The sequence below is a fragment of the Micromonospora sp. WMMA1949 genome, from assembly GCF_027460145.1.
Lineage (GTDB): Bacteria > Actinomycetota > Actinomycetes > Mycobacteriales > Micromonosporaceae > Micromonospora.
In genome coordinates this window covers 969,195-983,803 of the sequence record NZ_JAPZBG010000001.1, presented here as the reverse complement: position 1 = coordinate 983,803, position 14,609 = coordinate 969,195, and the positions used below count along the sequence as shown (strand labels likewise).

Annotated in this window: 11 protein-coding genes; 5 read left to right on the top strand and 6 right to left on the bottom strand. The window is 72.7% G+C overall.

Annotation, left to right across the window (positions count from 1 at the left end):
• Positions 1–2: 2 nt before the first annotated feature.
• The 6 genes from O7607_RS04325 to O7607_RS04300 form a co-directional block, all read right to left on the bottom strand.
• Complete coding sequence (locus O7607_RS04325; RefSeq protein WP_269701137.1) at positions 3–872, bottom strand: spermidine synthase; 870 nt, start codon at positions 870–872, stop codon at positions 3–5.
• Positions 872–1,843: a hypothetical protein gene (locus tag O7607_RS04320; protein ID WP_269701135.1), complete on the bottom strand. Its 972-nt coding sequence runs from the start codon at positions 1,841–1,843 to the stop codon at positions 872–874. The genes O7607_RS04325 and O7607_RS04320 overlap by 1 nt, the downstream gene beginning before the upstream one ends.
• A gap of 25 nt (positions 1,844–1,868) precedes the next feature.
• Positions 1,869–4,343 carry an AAA family ATPase gene (locus O7607_RS04315; protein ID WP_269701134.1) on the bottom strand — a complete coding sequence of 825 codons (2,475 nt, stop codon included), beginning with the start codon at positions 4,341–4,343 and terminating at the stop codon, positions 1,869–1,871.
• Positions 4,343–5,491, bottom strand: coding sequence for an exonuclease SbcCD subunit D (locus O7607_RS04310; protein ID WP_269701132.1), 1,149 nt, complete (start codon positions 5,489–5,491; stop codon positions 4,343–4,345). The genes O7607_RS04315 and O7607_RS04310 overlap by 1 nt, the downstream gene beginning before the upstream one ends.
• Positions 5,492–5,502: 11 nt before the next feature.
• On the bottom strand, positions 5,503–7,251 hold the full coding sequence (locus tag O7607_RS04305) for an ATP-binding protein (protein WP_043325613.1): 1,749 nt from the start codon (positions 7,249–7,251) through the stop codon (positions 5,503–5,505).
• Between the two features lie 663 nt (positions 7,252–7,914).
• Positions 7,915–8,808 carry a pyrimidine reductase family protein gene (locus tag O7607_RS04300; RefSeq protein ID WP_269701131.1) on the bottom strand — a complete coding sequence of 298 codons (894 nt, stop codon included), beginning with the start codon at positions 8,806–8,808 and terminating at the stop codon, positions 7,915–7,917.
• Between the two features lie 150 nt (positions 8,809–8,958).
• Here O7607_RS04300 and O7607_RS04295 point away from each other — a divergent pair, with 150 nt between their 5' ends.
• From O7607_RS04295 to O7607_RS04275, 5 genes are all read left to right on the top strand, one after another.
• The gene (locus O7607_RS04295; protein ID WP_269701130.1) at positions 8,959–9,504 is read left to right on the top strand and encodes a plasmid pRiA4b ORF-3 family protein; all 546 of its coding nucleotides are present in this window, start codon (positions 8,959–8,961) and stop codon (positions 9,502–9,504) included.
• A 294-nt stretch (positions 9,505–9,798) separates the two neighbouring features.
• A complete protein-coding gene (locus O7607_RS04290; protein ID WP_269701129.1) occupies positions 9,799–11,118 on the top strand; it encodes an ABC transporter substrate-binding protein in 1,320 nt (439 codons plus the stop codon).
• Positions 11,119–11,236: 118 nt separating this feature from the next.
• A complete protein-coding gene (locus O7607_RS04285) occupies positions 11,237–12,217 on the top strand; it encodes a carbohydrate ABC transporter permease (RefSeq protein WP_269701128.1) in 981 nt (326 codons plus the stop codon).
• Between the two features lie 105 nt (positions 12,218–12,322).
• Positions 12,323–13,123, top strand: coding sequence for a carbohydrate ABC transporter permease (locus O7607_RS04280; protein WP_030274682.1), 801 nt, complete (start codon positions 12,323–12,325; stop codon positions 13,121–13,123).
• The gene (locus tag O7607_RS04275) at positions 13,120–14,553 is read left to right on the top strand and encodes a GH1 family beta-glucosidase (RefSeq protein ID WP_269701127.1); all 1,434 of its coding nucleotides are present in this window, start codon (positions 13,120–13,122) and stop codon (positions 14,551–14,553) included. Before O7607_RS04280 ends, O7607_RS04275 begins: the two co-directional genes overlap by 4 nt.
• Positions 14,554–14,609 lie beyond the last annotated feature (56 nt).

The window sequence follows — 14,609 nt, the reverse complement described above, 5'->3', positions numbered from 1 at the left end:
GATCAGCCGATCGGATCAACGCTTGACCGAAAAATTCCCGGCGGCGGGGGAGTGGAGTCGACGGCGTCCGCGTCGTGGACCACCGCGGCGCCGCCGGTGAACCGGTCCAGCTCCGGGCCGGCCAGCACCCGGCCGGGGAACCAGTCGCCCGCCGCCCGCCGGGTCAGCTCCGGCACCGGCGGCTCCACCCGGGACGCCACCAGCACCAGGTTGCCGTAGCGCCGGCCGCGCAGCACCGCCGCGTCGCCGACCAGGCAGGCCCGGGGCAGCACGGTCCGCACCGTGGCGACCTGCGCCCGGGCGTGCCGCAGCGGCGGGCCGTCGGCCACGTTCGCCAGGTAGCTGCCGCCGGGCGCGAGCACGCGGGCCACCTCGGCGGCGTACTCCACCGAGGTCAGATGAGCGGGGGTACGGGCACCGGCGAACACGTCGGCCACGATCACGTCGTACGCGCCGTCGCGGCTCGACGTCAGCGTCGCCCGCGCGTCGGCCACCCGTACCCGCAGGCGCGGATCGGACGGCCAGGGCAGCTCGCGACGGACCAGCTCCACCAGCGCGCCGTCCACCTCGGACACCCGCTGCGTCGAACCGGGCCGGGTGGCCTGCACGTAGCGGGGCAGTGTGAGCGCGCCGCCACCCAGGTGCAGCACCCGCAGCGGCGCCCCGGCCGGCGCCACCAGATCCAGCGCGGCGGCCAGCCGCCGGACGTACTCGAACTCCAGGTGCGAAGGGTCGGTCAGGTCCACATGCGACTGCGGCGCGCCGTCCAGCAGCAGCGTCCACGAGCCCGGACGGTCGACGTCCGGCACCAGTTCGGCCCGCCCGGTGTCGACGTCGGCCACCACCCGATCGGCGTCGCGTCGGCGGCCCATCAGCGCCGCATCCCGCGCGCCGCGCCGGTGAGCCTCCGGTGCAGCAGCCGCGCGTCGCCGAGCATCCCGCGCAGCCGGCGTTCCAGCCCGGCGATCGGCACCAGGTTCTGCGGGGCGCGCGGATCCTTGTACGGGGTGGAGGCGAACCGGGGCAGCGTCACCAGCGACAGGTCGGCCAGCGCGATCGCCTCCGGCACGGTCAGGTCGGCCGAGCACTCCACGCGCACGATGCCCGCCCAGGGCGCGCCGGCGCGCACCGGCAGCCGCAGATACCAGGACCAGCCGCCCCACGCCGTGCCCAGCCGGAACACCGGGCAGCGCTCACCCGGCGCCAGCCCGATCACCACGGCGGTGAGCCGCCCGTCGAGGTATTGGCTGTGCTGCGTCTTGATGTACCCGAGCGTGCGCGGCAGGTTGCGCCGGCTGCGCAGCGGGCCGTCCACCACCAGCAGGTCGCCGTCGGTGCGTACCGCGTCGGAGACGGCCACCTCCAGCGCGGTCAGCGGCGCCTGCACCGCAGCGGGCAGCTTGCTCAGCTCACCGGTGCCGCTGACCCGGTGCACCGGGTAGCGGACCGTCCCGGCGACCACGTCCTGCGCCGACGGGCTCGCCGTGAACAGTCCCCGGCCCACCCGGGCGCCGGCCATCTCGGCGGCGCCCCGGTCCAGGTCGCAGCGGACCACCCCGGCCGCGTACGAGGCGGCGATGCCGGGGAACGAGCCGCCGTCCTCCTCGGCCGTCCAGATGCTGGCGTCGATCCGGCGTACCCCGTCGACCAGCAGCACCACGTCCGGCGCCCGTACGTCCGCGCGGGGGCCGATCGCCCGCCAGTCGGTGGCCGGCAGTTCGACGTCGGCGTCGACCTGGGCGCTGCTCGGCGCGGCCGGCCCGGACCCGCCCGCCGCCTCGAACGACGCGCCGTACGACGGATCCCACGCGTCGACGAAGAACGCCGGCGACGGCCCGGTCACGCGGCGCTCCGCCGGAGCGTGCCGGTCACAGGCCGGTCCGTTCCACGCGGGCCGTCCGCGCGTCCTTGCGGACCTCGAAGCGGACCGGGATGCGCTCGGCCAGCGCGGGCACGTGGGTGACCACGCCGACCATCCGGTCGCCCCGGGCGGCCAGGTTCTCCAGCGTCGCCGCGACCGTGTCCAGCGTCGCCGCGTCCAGCGTGCCGAAGCCCTCGTCCAGGACGATCGACTCCAGGCTCGCGGCGGTGGTGGACATGCCGGCGAGCTGCTCGGACAGCGCCAGCGCGAGCGCCAGCGACGCCTGGAACGTCTCCCCGCCGGACAGCGTCCGCACCCCGCGCCGCAGCCCGGCGTCGTGGTGGTCGACCACGAAGAACTCACCCTTGTCGTGCACCAGGTCGTACTGCCCGCCGGACAGCTCCCGCAGGATCCGCGACGCGCCGTCGACGAGCAGGTCCAGCGCCTCGGTGAGCAGCCAGCGCTCGAAGTTGTTCGCCCGCAGGTGCGAGGCGAGCGCCCGCGCCACCCGCGCCTCACGCTCGTGCCCGGCCCGCTGTTCCCGCAGCTCGGCGGCCTGCTCACGGCGCTCGTCGAGGCGGCGCAACTCCGCCTCGGCCCGCTCCACCGCCACCGCCACGTCGCGCGGCGCGTCCTGCGGGGCGTCCAGCCCGGCCGCGGTGAACAACGCCGCGATCCCGTCGGCGACCTCGGCCGCGGCCCGCTGCGCCGCCTCCACCGAGTCGGCCAGCCCGTCCCGGTCCGCGCGCCGCGCCCGCGCCTGCTCACCGGCCCAGCCGGCCAGCGCCGTCCACGCCGCCGCCACGTCGTCCCGGTCGGCGGCCGGTGGCCCGAACCGGGCCAGCCCGTCGCGTACCGCGTCGAAGTCACGCCAGGCCCGGCGCAGCCGCTCCTGCGCGGCGTCCAGTGCGCCCCGCGCCCGCCGGGCCGCCTCCCGGCCGGCCCGCACCGCGCCGGCTGCCTCCTCCAGCGCGGTCCGCAGCCGCGCGTGCTCGGCCAGCGCCTCCCGCAGCCGCCCCGGCGCCGGCGCGTCCGCGAGCTGCTCGTCCAGCTCGGCCAGGCGCGCACCGAGCTGGTCGTGCTGGGTCCGGGCGCGCAGCAGCACCCGGTCCAGGTCGCGCGCGGCGGTGTCGCGTTCCTGCACGACCCGCTTGGCCGCCTCGCTCGCCGCGCGCGCCGCCTTGCCCGCCTCGGTCGCCCGGCTCACCGCCGAACCCTCCGGCACCGCCGGCACCGTGGTGACCGTCTGCTCGCACACCGGGCAGGGCGCGCCGCCGACCAGGTGCGCCCGCAACGCGACCGCCTGGTCGGCGGCCTTCGCGTCCTCGTGGGCGCGGAACGCCGACTCCAGCTCCGTCTCGGCCCGCTGCGCGTCCGCCCGCGCCGCCGCCAGCGCCGCCACCGCCGCGTCGTGCTCGGTCCGCGCCGCGTCCACCGCCGCGCGCACAGTCGCCGCCTCCGCGGTCAGCCGGTCCCGGTCCGCGTACGCCTTCAGGTGCAACCGCAGCGCGCTCTCGTCACCGGCGGCGGCCAGCTCCCCGCGCAGCTTCTCCTCGCGCTCCTCGGCCAGCCCGACCGCGCCGGCCGCCTCGTCGGCGGCCACCCGGGCCGCCGTCACCGCCCGCGCCAGCTCTGCGGTGCCGTCCGGCGGCCGGACCCCGGCCAGCACACCCAGCTCGGCGTCGAGGGCGGCCAGCGCCGCCGCCCGCTCACCCGCCGTGGCCCGGGCCCGCTCCCATTCGGGTACGGCGGCAGCGACCGCTGCGGCCAGTTCCCGCATCGCGTCCACCCGCTCCCGGGCGGCGGTCAGACTCTCGTCGTCGACGTCGGCGAGCCCGCCGAGCATCTTGTCGACGGTCTCCAGCTTCGCCTCGGCCTGCCCGGCCCGCTCGACCGCCTTCTTCTGCACCGACTCGTAGACGCCCAGCCCGAGCAGGTTCACCAGGATCTGCTGGCGGGTGGCCGGCTTGGCGTGCAGGAAGTCGGCGAACTGCCCCTGCGGCAGCACCACGCAGGAGGTGAACTGCTCGTACGGCAGACCCACCGCGTCCAGTACCGCCTGCTCCATCTCGGCCGGGGTGCCCGCCACCACCTCGCCCAGATCCTCCGGGCTGAGCCCGGTGTCGAGCTTGGTGACGTCGAACCCCGGCGGCATGAGCTGAAGGCCGGCGTTCGCGGTCTTCACCGTGCCCCGCCCGTCGCGGCGCACCACCCGGGTCGCCACGTACCGGTCCCCGGCGGACTCGAAGACCAGCCGGACCCGCGCCTCGGTCGCCGACGGCGCCAGCGCGTTCGCCAGCCCCCGAGTGCCGCCCCAGCGCGGCACCGTGCCGTAGAGCGCGAAGCAGATCGCGTCGAGCACCGTCGACTTACCCGAACCGGTCGGCCCGACCAGCGCGAAGAAGTCGGCGTCGGTGAAGTCGACTGTGGTCTCGTCGCGGAACACCGTGAACCCGGCCATGTCCAGCCGCATCGGCCGCATCAGTGCTCCACCTCCTCGAGCAGCTCGTCGAAGAGTTCCCGGACGCCCTCGTCGGCGTGCCCGCGGCTGTCCAGGTAGTCGCCGAACAACTCGCCCGGCGACCGCCCGGCCCGCTGGGCGGTGCGGGTCCCGCTGCCCGGCGCGGGCACCATCTCCGGGTCGATCCGGATCTCCAGCGCCCGGGACAGCAGCTCCTGCACCTCCTCGCGCAACCCGGCCCGGGGCTGCTCCCGGACGTAGACGCGCAGCCAGCCCTCCGGCGCCTCGATCTCGGCGAGCTGCGCGAGCGTGCCGCGTACCGTACGCAGCGGCACCGCGCCCGGCACCGGCACCTCCCGGACGCGGGCGGCGGTGGTCGCTGTCACCTCCACGATCGTCACCGAGCAGACGTTCTCCTGCTCGCCGAAGTCGACAGCCAGCGGGCTGCCGCTGTAGCGGATCGGGCACGGGCCGATGACCCGCTGCGAGCGGTGCAGGTGACCCAGCGCCACGTAGTGCGCGTTGCCCGGGAAGACCGTGGCCGGTACGGCGTACCCGAGCACCGTGTGCGCGTCCCGCTCGCCGCCGCCGGTGCTCGCGCCGACAACTGTGAGGTGCGCGGTCACCAGGTGCACGCGGTCCGGCTCGGTGAACCCCTCGGCGAGGCGGTCCAGCACCCGGCCCAGGTGGTCGGCGTACGTCTGGTTAGCCTCGGCCGGGGTGAGCGTGTACATCTCCACCGCGCGCACCGCGTACCGCTGGGACAGGAACGGCAACGCGGCGAGCCGCCAGCGCTCGCCGTCGGCGGTGACCCCGTCGACGACGTGCTCGTCCGGGTTCTCCCGGACGCTGCCGCGCAGCGTGATCCCGGCGGCCTCGGCCCACGGGCGCAGCGCGTCCAGCGCCGCGCCGTTGTCGTGGTTGCCGCCGATCGCCACCACGTCGGCACCGGTACGCCGCAACGCGGTGAGCGCCCGCGTCACCAGCCGGGTCGCCTCCGGGGTCGGCGCGGCTGTGTCGTACAGGTCACCGGCGACGATCACCAGGTCGGGCCGCTCACGCTGGGCGATGTCGATGACCTGGGCGAGGACCTGCTTGTGCTCCTCGGCCCGGGACTGCCCCTTGAGGACCTTGCCGACGTGCCAGTCGGAGGTGTGCAGGATCTTCATCTGGGTGCCGCCTAGAACGGGATGTCGTCGTCGGAGGAGCCGGAGCCGACCACCGCGAACGGATCGGCGGCCTGAGTGATCGACCGTAGCGTCTCCGAGGGCGCGCGGCCCGCCTCCGAGACCCGGGTGGCCCACGCCGGGAACGGGAACTCCAGGCAGAGCGGCACCGGGATGTCCGGCTGGTTGACGAACATCGTGCCCGGCTTGGCCAGCAGCGCCCGCTGCCGCTGGGCGGGCGGCAGGAAGCCGTACTCCGGGCGGGACGCCTCGGCCGGGTCGAGCCGGCCCACCACGCGGATCGCCGAGTTGGTGACGATCCGCCGTTCCACCTCGCTGGCGGTCTGCTGCGCGCCGACCAGGATCACACCCAGTGAGCGGCCCCGCTCGGCGATGTCGAGCAGCACCTCCTTGATCGGCGACGAGCCCTCCCGCGGCGCGTACTTGTTCAGCTCGTCGAGCACGACGAACAGCAGCGGCTTGGCGGTGCCCGCCTTCTCCTTGCGCTCGAACTCGCTCTTGAGCGTCACACCGACCACGAACCGCTGCGCGCGATCCGGCAGGTTGTGCAGGTCGACCACTGTCACCTGGGCGCTCTCCGCCGTGTTGATCGAGTGCGGGCGACGCGTCGCCAGATCGCCCCGGATCAGCCGGCCCAGATCCTTCTTGCTGCCGATCAACCGGCGGGCGAACGCGTTCACGGTGCCCAGCCCGACCGCGCTGCCCGCCCACTCGCCGCGCGTCTCGTCGTCGTTGAGCTGCTCGACGACGTGGTCGACCAGATCCGCGTACGAGCCGAGCCGCACCCCGTCGATGCTCACCCCGCCGTCGGCGGGCTGGGCGTAGCGGGCCAGGTGCGCGGCCACCGAGTGGACCACCATCGTGTACTGCTGGCGCTCGTCGTCGGCGTCGGCGAACACGTACGGCAGGAGCCGGTCGGCGCAGAACTCGGACAGCGTCCAGTAGAAGCTGTCCACGCCGGTGAGCCGGCTGCTCACATCGGGCGTGCCGGAGGAGTCGCCGACCCGCGGCGGGGCGTACACCCGCACGTCCGGGAACGCGCCCGCATCAAGGCCCAGCTTCGCGTACGCCGCCCGGGTCGGGTCGTCGAGCCGGCTGTTCGGGTGGTCGAGGAACAGCAGATCCTCGCCCTTGACGTTGAAGATCAGCGCCTTAGCGTTCACCGCGTCGCCGCCCAGCACGCCGGAGCGGAACACCGAGTAGAGCAGGAACGTGGCGAAGCTCGTCTTGGTGGCGACACCGGAGATGCCGGAGATCGACACGTGCGCGCCCCGGGTGCCGTCGAGGAAGTCGGCGTTGAGGTAGACCGGCACCCCGTCGCGGCCCATCCCCATCGGGATCCGCCGCTCCATCCGGTCGAAGTGCAGCGCCCGCGCCCGCGCGTCGCCCTCGGCCCGGTGCACCACCGCGCCCGGCGTGGGCGGCACGTAGAACTCCGGGTCGACCCGCGTGGTGGTGACCTCGGCGGCCTCCTGCACCTGCGCCGGCAGCGTGCCGTCGGCGATGGCGAAGACGTCGGAGTCGAACTGCGCCCCCTCGTGCCGGGCGCGCACCTGGGTCACCACCCCGGCGATCGTCACGGGCTCACGGTCGGGCAGGTCGCGGCGGGTCACCACCACGTCGTCGAGTTGCAGGTAGCTGCCCGGCGCCACAGCCGTCCAGAAGGTGAGCGGGGTGGCGTCGGCGGTGCCGAGCACCCGGCCCACACCCTCGCCGGGCCCGTCGAGCTGATCGTCGGTCATCGGCGGTCTCCGGTCGGCTGGTCGTACCGTTGGCGGTGCACGTCGTGCATCCTGCCCGAGGGATGCGACAGGTTGCCACGCGACGCGGCGGACGCCACGTCACCCGTGCGCCGAACGGTAGCTACCCGGATCCGCCCGACCACTGAGCGTGCGTTTTCCTTGTTTCGGCTACGGGCCCGTCGTGTGGCGCGGGCGTCGGCGGCGCAGGTGGCGGACGCTGCCCCTGACGACGACTGCTCGCGAGGCGCCGGTCGGCCGGACCCGCCTCTCGTTGCCGGGCTGACCCGAGATCTTGGCGAACTGCCGTCCGCTCCCGGCAGCGAGTCGGACCAACCAGCCGAGCTTGTCTCGAAAAGCAGGAGTTCCCGTCCTGCCTCCGGAGAGCCGCGAAGATCTTGGCAGGAAACGGCCCTCATGGGGGCCCTTTCCTGCCAAGATTTCTACGGATCTCACTCAACGGAACGGCCGTCCCGCAAGACGGGAGGAGCTGGCCACAGCAGGCAGTCCGAGCCGCGCTGCTCCCCGAAATTGACACGATCTTGCAGTTCCGGCCCTCTCAGTTCAGCGCAAAACGGGCACAATCAGGGCCCCAAGTGCAAGATCGCGGGTGCCGGGTGCCGGGTGCCGGGTGCCGGGTGCCGGGTGCCGGGTGCCGGGTGCGGGTCAGGCGGTGGGGGCGGCGCCGGCGGGCTGCGGGTGAGCGGGGTCGCGGGCGTAGCGGAGCATCAGCACGCCGTCGGCGGCGGCCAGCACGTGACGTAGCGGCAGGTGGCGCGGGACGCTGGCGTCCCCGGCGGTGATCCGCCCCGGGCCGGCGCCGGCGAGCAGCGGCGCCACCGTCAGGCACAGCTCGTCGACCAGGTCGGCGGCGGTGAGCGCGCCGAACAGGTGCGGACCGCCCTCGCAGAGCAACTGGTCGAGCCCGCGCCGGCGCAACTCGGCCAGGCCGGCGACGAGATCGACCCGCCCGGTGCCACCAGTCCGCCCGGCGCCGTCCGCCCGGCCGCTGCCGTCCGCCCGGCCGCTGCCGTCGGCGCGGCCGGTGTCGTCGGCGCGGCCGGTGTCGTCGGCCGGGTCGGTGCCGCAGCGGATCACGTCGGCCACGTCGGTCAACCCCGGCGGCGGTACGGCGCCCGGGTGGGTGAGCACGATCGGCCGGACCGGGGCGTCGGCGAACGCGGCCTGCGCCGGGTCGAGGTCGAGCGAGCCGGACACGACCACCAGCGTCGGGAACTCGGCCAGCCCCTGCTCACGCCGCCAGGCCCGGCGTTCCGGGCTCAGCCGCACCGCCCGGTAGCCCTCGTGGCGCAGCGTGCCGGCGGCCACCACGAGACCGTCGCAGAGCATCCGCAGTAGCCCGAAGACCCGCTTGTCGGGCTCGCCGGAGAGCCCGGCCGAGTATCCGTCCAGAGTGACCGCGCCGTCGGCGCTGGCGACGAAGTTGACCCGCAGGTGCGGGCCGGCCGCCCGGGCGTAGAGCGCGGTGAGCTGCGGATCGGTGAGCGCACCGGTAACGGGTGCGGGCCAGATCCGTTCGATCGGGGTTCCGACGGTCATTCGCCGGCCGGACCCGTGACCGGAGGGGTGGGTTCGGGGGTACGGTGCTGGCAGTCGCACCACTTCCGGCCAGGACAGTCGTCGTGCCGCCGTTCCCGGCAGGCTCGGCAGATCATGCAGGCAGCCTATGCCCAGGAAGGATGGGACGTCGTGTCGCGTCAGATCTTCCAGCTCATGGTGTCGCTGGCCGGCGTCCGGCCGCCGGTGTGGCGGCGGGTGCTGGTGCCCGGCGGCTACACCCTGGACCGTCTGCACCGGGTGATCCAGCACGCGATGGGCTGGCGGGACTGCCATCTGCACTCGTTCGACGTCGACGGCCGGCAGTACGGCGAGCCCGACCCGGGCGGCGAACTGGCGCTGCGCGACGAACTGGACGTCCGGCTGGACGCGCTCGTGGGCAAGGGCGACCGCTTCCGCTACACGTACGACTTCGGTGACTGGTGGGAGCACGACCTGGTGGTGGAGGACTGCTGCGCCGCCGACCCGGACGAGCGCTATCCGCTCTGCCTGGACGGGGAGCGGGCCTGCCCGCCGGAGGACGTGGGTGGTCCGGCCGGGTACGCGGTCCTGCTGGCCGCGCTCGCCGACCCGGCGCACCCGGAACACGTGACGATGCGCGAGTGGGCCGGCCCGGCGTTCGACGCGGCCGCGTTCGACCCGGACCGCGCCACCGTCCTGTTGCGCCGCTGCTGCTGACCGCGCCCGCGCGCCGCCGACCGCCACCCCACCCCTGATCGCGCCACCTCACCGCCGCTGATCGGGCCGGCCCACCGCCGCGACCGAGGGGTTCCCGCCCGGGGCCGCGCGCGGGCGCGGTAACGAAATGGGAACGCTCCCAACGGTCTATTGACACCCCTGTCACCTCCCGGCAACCTCATGGGAGCGCTCCCGGGAGTGGCGCGGATCTCGTTCCTGCCCGCTCCGGCCCGCGCGACACGCACCCCCCACCACACAGCAGATATCGCCTCACCACCGAAAGAGGGGTCTCGGATGAGCGTCCCAATCCGTCGTCGGCGCTTCGCGGCCATCGCGCTCGCGTCCGTCGTCGTGCTCGGCACCACCGCCGCCTGCGGCGACGACTCGGACAGCGGCGACAGCGGCAGCGGCGGCGGCCCGGTCACGCTGGTCGTCGACGTCTTCGGCGACCAGGGCTTCGGCTACGAAGAGCTGTACAAGCAGTACGAGGCGGAGCACCCGAACGTCAAGATTCAGGAGCGGGGCAAGGGCCTCGGCCTCGGTGACTACAACACCCGCCTCACCCAGCAGATCACCGCCGGCTCCGGCGCCGGCGACGTGGTGGCCCTGGAAGAGGGCACCATCGTCCAGTTCTACGCCCAGGCCGACAAGTTCGTGAACCTCGCCGACCACGGCGCGAACGACCTCAAGGGCAACTTCCTGCCGTGGAAGTGGGAGCAGGGCACCACCCCCGACGGCAAGGTGCTGGGCCTCGGCACCGACGTCGGCTCGATGGCGCTGTGCTACCGCAGCGACCTGTTCAAGGCCGCCGGGCTGCCCACCGACCGCGAGCAGGTCGGCGCGCTCTGGCCGACCTGGGACGAGTTCATCGCCACCGGCCAGAAGTTCGCTGCCGCCGACAAGAAGCACAAGTTCGTCGACTCGGCGACCAACTTCTACAACGTCGTGCTGATGCAGATCGCGGGCCAGGGCACCGGCTACACGTACTACGACAAGAGCAACAAGATGGTCATCGACCAGAACCCGGACGTGAAGACGGCGTACGACCTCACCACCAAGATGATCGCCGCCGGGCTGTCCAACAACCTCCAGTCGTTCTCCAACGAGTGGAACGCCGGCTTCAAGAACGGCACCTTCGCCACCATCGCCTGCCCCGCCTGGATGACCGGTGTCATCAAGGGCCAGGCCGGTGACGCGGCGGCCGGCAAGTGGGACATCGCCAAGGCGCCGGGCGCCGGTGGCAACTGGGGCGGCTCCTTCCTCGGCGTGCCGAAGTCGAGCAAGCACCAGAAGGAGGCCGCGGAGCTGGCCAAGTTCCTGACCAGCGCCAAGGGTCAGATCGGCGCGTACAAGGCGGTCGGCAACCTGCCCTCGAACCCGCAGGCGCTCACCGACCCGGCCGTGGCCGACTCGACCAACGACTACTTCAGCAAGGCCCCGGTCGGCAAGATCTTCGCCGCCGGCGCCACCGAGCTGAAGCCGGTCTACCTCGGCCCGAAGAACAACGCGGTCCGCACCGCGGTGGAGAACAGCCTGCGCGCGGTGGAGCAGGGCAAGTCGGCCGGCGAGCAGTGGCAGACGGCCCTCAAGAACGGTGCGGCCGCCGGTAAGTGACCGGTTGAGCCGCCCGCGGGTGGCGTCGGCAGCCCGGCTGCCGGCGCCACCCGCGGTGCCCGCAGAGTCCGGCGTCGCCCGTGTGGCGGGTGACGCCGGCCGAGGAGAAGGACTCCCCATGAGCCTCGACCTGCACGCCGCGGCGCCGCCCGAGCCCGGCGCGCCGCGCGTCGCAAAGCACACCCGCCGCCGCGCCACCTCCATGACCCGGCTGGACCTGAAGTACTCGCCGTACCTGTACGTCCTGCCGTTCTTCGTGATCTTCGCCGTGTTCGGCGTGTACCCGATCGCGTACACGGTCTGGATCGCGCTGACCGACCGGTCGCCGCTGAACTCGACGATTTCCTTCGTCGGGATGGACAACTTCGTCGAACTGATCACCGAGGACCCGCAGTTCTGGAACGCGGTGGTCAACACGTTCGGCATGTTCCTGCTCTCCACGGTGCCCCAGCTGCTGCTGGCGCTGATGCTCGCCAACGCGCTCAACCGGAAGCTGCGCGCGCAGACGTTCTTCCGGATGGCCATCGCGATGCCGATCATCACCTCGACCGCCGTGGTCGCGCTGATCTTCTCGATGATCTACGCCAAGGACTTCGGCCTGGTCAACTGGCTGCTCGACAGCGTCGGCCTGGACCCGATCGACTGGCGGGCGAACCGCTTCGCCTCCTGGTTCGCCATCTCCACCATGGTCGACTGGCGCTGGGTCGGCTACAACGCGCTGATCTACCTGGCCGCCATGCAGTCGATCAGCAAGGACATGTACGAGGCCGCGGCGCTGGACGGCGCCTCCCGGCGGCGTCAGTTCTGGTCGATCACGGTCCCGCAGCTGCGCCCCACGATCATCTTCACGCTGATCATCTCCACCATCGGCGGCCTCCAGCTGTTCACCGAGCCCCTGCTGTTCACCAGCGGCTCGGGTGGCCTCTCCGGCGGTTCGGAGGGGCAGTTCCAGACCATCACGATGTACCTGCTCGACGTGATGAACCAGCGCTTCCGGTGGGGCTACGCCGGAGCGGTCGCGCTCGTGCTCTTCGTGCTCATCGCGTTGATGTCGGCGATCAACTACCTGCTCGCCCGCCGCATCAGCTCCGACAAGTGAGGTGACGAGATGACGACCACCGCCGTCCGCCCGCCCACCCGGCAGAGCCCGCCGGTGAAGACCACCCATCGGGCCGAGCGGCTCTGGAAGGCCAGCCCGCTCACCATGATCGGCCTGATCTTCGGCGTGCTGCTGTCCCTGTTCCCGTTCTACTGGATGATCGTGATCGCCAGCCGGACGAACGACGCGGCCAACTCCTGGCCGCCGCCGTTCCTGCCCGGCGGCAAGCTCGGGGAGAACATCGAGCGGGTGCTCGCCAACAGCGACGCCAACATCGTCAAGGGCCTGATGAACTCGTTCCTGGTCTCCGGGACGATCACCGTCGCGACGGTGTTCTTCGGCTCGCTGGCCGGCTTCGCGTTCGCCAAGCTGCGCTTCCGGGGCAAGAACGCGCTACTGCTGATCATCCTCACCTCGATGATGGTGCCGATCCAGCTCGGCGTGCTGCCGCTGTACATCCTGATGGCCAAGCTCGACTGGCTGAACACCATGCCGTCGGTGACCGTTCCGTTCCTGATCGGCGGCTTCGGCATCTTCATGATGCGCCAGTACGCCGAGCAGGCGGTACCGAACGAGTTGATCGAGGCCGCCCGGGTGGACGGCTGCTCCACCTGGCGGGTGTACTGGCACGTGGTGGCACCCGCGCTGCGTCCGGCCGCCGCCGTGCTGGGTCTGCTGACCTTCATGGAGCAGTGGAACCAGTTCTTCTGGCCGTTCGTGGTGCTGGCGGACCCGTCCAACCCGACCGTCCAGATCTCGCTGCGCAGCCTCAACACCGCCTACTTCGCCGACAACTCGCAGATCTTCGCCGGTACGTTGATCGCGACCCTGCCCCTGTTCGTCGTGTTCGTTCTGTTCGGCCGCCAGATCATCGGCGGCATCATGGAAGGCGCCGTCAAGTCGTGAGCAACCCAGCAAGCCCGCCCGCCGTCGGCGTCCTCGACGCCGGTCCGGCCCTCACCTTCCCGCCCGGCTTCCTCTGGGGCGCGGCCACCGCCGCGTACCAGATCGAGGGCGCGGCGACGGAGGGCGGCCGTGCCCCGTCGATCTGGGACACCTTCAGCCACACCGAGGGCCGGACGGTGGCCGGGCACACCGGCGACGTGGCGTGCGACCACTACCACCGGATGCCGGACGACGTGCGGTTGATGGCCGATCTGGGCCTTCAGTCGTACCGCTTCTCGGTGAGCTGGCCGCGGGTGCAGCCGGGCGGCACCGGCGGGGTCAACCAGGAGGGCATGGACTTCTACCGCCGCCTGGTCGACGAACTGCTCGGCCACGGCATCGAGCCGTGGCTGACGCTCTACCACTGGGACCTGCCGCAGCCGCTGGAGGACGCGGGCGGCTGGCCGGCCCGGGACACCGCCGCCCGCTTCGCCGAGTACTCCCACCTGGTCGCCGAGGCGCTCGGTGACCGGGTGAAGTACTTCACCACGCTGAACGAGCCGTGGTGCTCGGCGTTCCTCGGTTACGGCTCCGGCGTGCACGCTCCGGGCCGTAACGACGGCGCGGACGCGGTCCGGGCCGGGCACCACCTGATGCTGGGCCACGGCTTGGCCGTGCAGGCGGTCCGGGCGGCCCGCCCGGAGGCGCAGCTCGGCATCACCGTCAACCTGTACCCGGTCACCCCGGCGAGCGAATCGGCGGCGGACGCCGACGCGGCCCGCCGGATCGACGCGCTGGCCAACCGGTTCTTCCTGGACCCGGTGCTGCGCGGGGCGTACCCGGCGGACCTGGTCGCGGATCTGCGTCAGGTCACCGACATGGGGCACGTGCGCGACGGTGACCTGGCGACCATTTCCACCCCGCTGGACATGGTCGGGATCAACTACTACAGCCGGCACGTGGTGGCCGCGCCCGTCGAGGGCGCGGAGCCGGAGCCCTACTGGCGGGCGCCGTCCTGCTGGCCGGGCAGCGAGGACGTGCGGTTCGTCACCCGGGGCGTCCCGGTGACGGACATGGACTGGGAGATCGACGCCCCGGGCCTGGTGGAGACGCTGGAGCGGGTGCACCGGGAGTACACCGACCTGCCGCTCTACGTCACCGAGAACGGCTCGGCGTTCGTCGACGAGGTCGTCGACGGCCGGGTGGACGACCCGGACCGGCTGGCCTACTTCTCCGCGCACCTGCGGGCGGCGCACGCCGCGATCGAGGCCGGCGTGCCGCTCAAGGGCTACTTCGCCTGGTCGCTCCTGGACAACTTCGAGTGGGCCTGGGGCTACACGAAGCGGTTCGGCATGGTCTATGTCGACTACGACAGCCAGGCCCGGATCGCGAAGTCCAGCGCCAGGTGGTACGCCGACGTGATCCGACGCAACGGACTGCCCGCACAATAAGCTGGGCCAGCCAGTAACGGGCGGCCCGGCGCCGACGCCTCAATCGGTGCCGGGTC